Source organism: Synechococcus lacustris str. Tous (assembly GCF_003011125.1).
Taxonomy (GTDB): Bacteria; Cyanobacteriota; Cyanobacteriia; order PCC-6307; family Cyanobiaceae; genus Synechococcus_D; species Synechococcus_D lacustris.
In genome coordinates, this window is record NZ_PXVC01000128.1 from 1 (window position 1) to 4031 (window position 4031).

The 4031-nt window shown below is 41.1% G+C and carries 2 protein-coding genes; one reads left to right on the forward strand and one right to left on the reverse strand.

What is annotated here, in order from left to right:
* Positions 1–84: 84 nt before the first annotated feature.
* Positions 85–441, reverse strand: coding sequence for a hypothetical protein (locus C7K08_RS13205; RefSeq protein ID WP_106501019.1), 357 nt, complete (start codon positions 439–441; stop codon positions 85–87).
* Positions 442–622: 181 nt separating this feature from the next.
* Here C7K08_RS13205 and C7K08_RS13210 point away from each other — a divergent pair, with 181 nt between their 5' ends.
* Positions 623–2773 carry a hypothetical protein gene (locus C7K08_RS13210; RefSeq protein ID WP_106501020.1) on the forward strand — a complete coding sequence of 717 codons (2151 nt, stop codon included), beginning with the start codon at positions 623–625 and terminating at the stop codon, positions 2771–2773.
* Positions 2774–4031: the final 1258 nt, after the last annotated feature.

The window sequence follows — 4031 nt, forward strand, 5'->3', positions numbered from 1 at the left end:
ATATAGATTAGCGCAACTAGACACCGAACTCTTTAATGGTTTTTTTAAGGTAACTAATGTTTGTCTAGTTGTTGTTGTGAGGTTTCATCTGTCACCAGTTAATAAGTCAGTAACAAGCCCGTCTACATCGCTAACAACGGCTTGCAGTGATGGCGGTAATTCACGCCAATGGCTTGCGGTAAGCATCCCTGCAAAAGTGCGCAGCGCATCACGAAAAAAACCTGATGGCAGGGCTGCATCAATACGCCTTTTGTATGCCGAATCAGGTTCCCGCTCACCACGGGGCAGGTAATACTCCTTCTGTTTATTAAGTAAATCCCAACAATCGTGCACTAATTGCAAACGCGGCAGGATTGCTAAAAGGCTTGGATGAGTAGAAACCAGTGCTTCTGGGGGAGAAGCAAGGCTTACGGCAGTACCTACAACAGAAGAGATGTGCAAGCAGGATCAGCGGGTACCTGCTATTGCCGGTGGGAACCCCCCTCCATAGGTGCAAAAGATATGCAATTCCTGCAATTTGGAAGAAATCCTYAACSCTGYTCGCTATGCTGGAGCTATATTCGCTATCTGCGCATACCAGCCAGATTGCTTCTGATAAGCCCTTATAGGGCTGGAGCGTCTTATGGCAGCTGTTATTTCAGTAATTGCAACCGCAAACGGCAAGGAAACTGATGGCAGCCCTGTAGTTTTTAGCTTTAGCCGCACAGGTGAGCTCGCTCAATCGTTATATGTCAACTACAATTTATTTGGAACAGCAAAAGCAGGTAGCGATTACACAGGTAATAAAACTGGCATGATTAAATTTGCTGCTGGTAGCAGTATTGCAACACTCTCTCTACCAGTAATAGCTGATGGGGCATTAATTGATCCATACGAAACGATCATTGCCCGCATTGATCCTACTCCCCCTCAGTTTACAGGCTATCAAGTAGTTCCATACATTATTAATTTTAGCAAGCAATATGCTACCGCAACAATCACAGCAGAAGGAATGATAGTAGCACCTAAAGTTAGTGACTTTTCTAGTGGCGGCGAGAGACGCAACAGTAATGCGTTTGCAGTACTAACTGATTATATCTATTCAACCTCTTCTGCCTTTGCAGCATTAAAAAGCGATGGAAGTGTTATTTCATGGGGTGGGTATAGCACTGGATCCACATATTCGGCACTCACGGAACCAGCAGGGCTGAGTAATGTTAATCAGATCTTTTCTAATCGACATGCCTTTGCAGCCCTGAAATTTGATGGCAGTGTTATCAGCTGGGGTGATAGCAGCAGGGGAGGTCGTGCACCTGCTGGTCTAACAGACGTTATCCATATCTTTCCTACTGATGACGCTTTTGCAGCCTTAAAAAGCGATGGCAGCCTTGTTTTTTGGGGGGAATATGTTCCGCCAAATACAGAACTTATTGATATCACGAAAATACTTACAACTACTGCTTATGGATATCGTGCTCATGCAGCATTAAAAAGTGATGGAACTGTTATCAGCTGGGGAGATTATTGGGATGGATTAAAAAGTGCAGAAATTAATACACCCAATGAGTTAAAAAATATTACACAAATCTTTTCTACAAAAGGCGCCTTTGCTGCTTTAAGGAGTGATGGTAATGTAATTGTATGGGGCAATAAAGACTACGGAGGGAAAGAAGTTCCCAACATGACGGACGTTATTAAGATTGAATCAAATTTCAATTCATTTGCTGCATTGACAGATGATTATAGAATTTTTTCATGGGGGCGACATATCAAAACCATGAGAATTGATGCTACGGATATTGTATCAACTAATATGAATTTTGCAGCATTAAAACGTGATGGTACTGTTGTTACCTGGGGTTCAAGTTACGACTCAAGCCCTGTGTCAGTTCCGGAAGGATTGTCTGGAGTAAGTCAAATTTTTTCCAATGATTATTCTTATGCCGCGTTGACAAGCGATGGTAGCGTTATCTCATGGGGTGATAGTAGCGGGAGCGGTAGTTCGCCAGCAGGGCTTACGGGCGTAGTGGGTTTTGCTAATCCCTATACTGATGATCGTTTAGTGATAGAACCAATTCCCACCTATACCCTTACCCCATCAGCAGCAACCATCAATGAAGGTGCAGTTCTTACAAGTACCGTTGCTACAACTAATGTTGACACTGGCACCAAGTTTTATTACGCCTTAAGCGGCACTGGAATTACAACTGCTGATTTCTCTGCAGGCGCTCTTGCAGGAGAAGGTTCAACAGATGCCACTGGTGAATTTACCTTTACCCATACTCTTGCAATTGACCAACTAACAGAAGTTTCTGAATCATTAGAGATAAATCTATATTCTGATGCTGCCCGCACTCTGCAAGTTGGGGCTACTGCAGAAATAAGCATCGTTGATACATCAATTACATCAGCATCATTTAATCTTGATGTTGATGGCGATGGCAAAGTAACCGCCCTTGGCGATGGCTTAATGGTAATTAGAAAGTTTTTTGGTGCTGCTTTTGCAGGAGATGCATTAACAAATAAAGCAATGTCTCCAACCTCAACGCGTACCACTGCTGAAATCCATCAATTTATTGAATCTGGTATTTCTACTGGCACACTTGATGTAGATAAAGATGGGAAAACCACTGCCCTTGGTGATGGTTTGATGGTAATTCGGCATTTATTTGGTCCTGCCTTTGCAGGTGCAGCACTCACCAATAAAGCAATCAATCCTGATTCACCATATTTTGGTCCTCCCGCAAACTTTGCTGCCGTTGCCGCCAATATTGATGCCATGCGTCCTGTTTAGATAGATCCAAACAACATCTGGGAATACGCAAACTTGCAGCAAGCAAATTAACCTATAAATCCCTCATCCCAATCTTTTTTCTGAAGTCGAATTCGAGATAGATTATTTGATGGAGTTGCGTATATATGTTCACCTGGTTGTTTTACAATACCTTTRCCAAAATTCTGYCTTACAGGTTTMTCTRCTGYTTTCTTTTCTGATTTAAATCTYACCTGATCCCATTTTAATCCYAATTGCTTGCGTAATTGATTTGCTTTATTTTGCGCAGCATCATACCCATTTAAACCACGCGCAAGCACCGAATTATTATCAGTGCGGTAAATATAAAAAGTAGTTGCTTCTGTTACTGCCTCACTTACATCAAGAAATTTTTGAATTCTCTGTAGAAACTTCTTGAAGGAGATTGCTTTGCGCCTTTGAATACTCATTAAATTTCAGTAATTCTTCATTCWTATTTAGGTAATACCAMGCTGGATGAGAGCAGTTGTGACCTTTACCAGTGGTGCCTGAATGAAAACGTTCATTTTGATATTCCAGAAACARGCTTGAATTTAATGTCTGAATCAAGTTGGGAAATGATTTACTTTTCTGACATTCAGTGCTWCCTCTTTTAGCRCAGCAGAACACCCAGGAGTGCTGCTTGTCATTCCAAAGCAATGCTGCCTTGCGATGATTTCTTCTGGCTTCTGTGCGCTCTGAGSTAGCGCAGAATGGACAAGAGAAGATCCATTTGCTAGTTCGATTATGCAATTGAACTTCTAATGGGTTATTGAGGTATGAGGACAATAAGAACATCCTGTACTTCTGATCKATTAATGATTCCACTTGTATAATATTTCTTACTTTGATATTATAAAACCAATCAATCCACATGTCAACTTGACATCATGACTAGAAGCATTTATAATAACAATGTAGTTGCTTGAGAGATTCTTGTACTCAAGAATTRAATCTTATAAATAACTACGTAGTAGTTTGAGATWCTCTAGGTTCAACTAGCCTCAAGGRTATTCAAGGTCCTTCAGGGCAAGTTCAATAGGAGTCAACAAAAGRCATACTCCAGAGATGCCGTAGGCAATCCCTKAMAGGGATTGSYTTAAAGGTCTTTTAAAACATRCTTGAGCAATATCAAATCCCTTAAGGACTTGTGATCTAAGATRTAAAGAGAAGGAACATGATGATAATTGAGAATGTATAAATATGTATGAATAACGTGAAGAGTACTGATGAATAGAATTAAAGCACTTAGGGATCAGGT

Coding starts and splice junctions, on each gene's coding strand:
- C7K08_RS13210 (WP_106501020.1), top strand. CDS start 623: ATGGCAGCTGTTATTTCAGTAATTGCAACCGCAAACGGCAAGGAAACT.